The organism is Ruoffia sp. FAM 20857, assembly GCF_045528645.1.
GTDB lineage: Bacteria > Bacillota > Bacilli > Lactobacillales > Aerococcaceae > Ruoffia > Ruoffia halotolerans.
Genome location: NZ_JBGQRB010000137.1, coordinates 1 through 255, shown reverse-complemented (window position 1 = coordinate 255; position 255 = coordinate 1). Strand labels below are relative to the sequence as shown.

The 255-nt window shown below is 37.3% G+C and carries 1 protein-coding gene; it reads right to left on the bottom strand.

The genetic code is table 11. The annotated features are described in order from the left end of the window. Window positions 1-229, bottom strand: a 229-nt coding sequence (locus ACEN4N_RS11570) for a transposase (RefSeq protein WP_407090998.1), incomplete at its 3' end; no start/stop codon positions are given. Window positions 230-255 lie beyond the last annotated feature (26 nt).

Below are 255 nucleotides of genomic sequence, written 5' to 3'. Positions count from 1 at the left end.
TCCATAATTGTTTTAATTTGGTGTAATCACGCGGCCGGTTGTAACGAATCGTGTTCATGACTTTAATCCGATATCTGTTTAACGTATTATTCAATAATTGAACGATATGAAACCGATCGATGACAATATCGGCATTCGGAAAAATGCGTTGTAAAAATAGATAATACGGCCCGTACATATCCATGGTGACGGTCTTGACTTGCATTCGAGCTTCATATGAATAGCGCATAAAATAATCTCTTAAAGCGTCTTGTG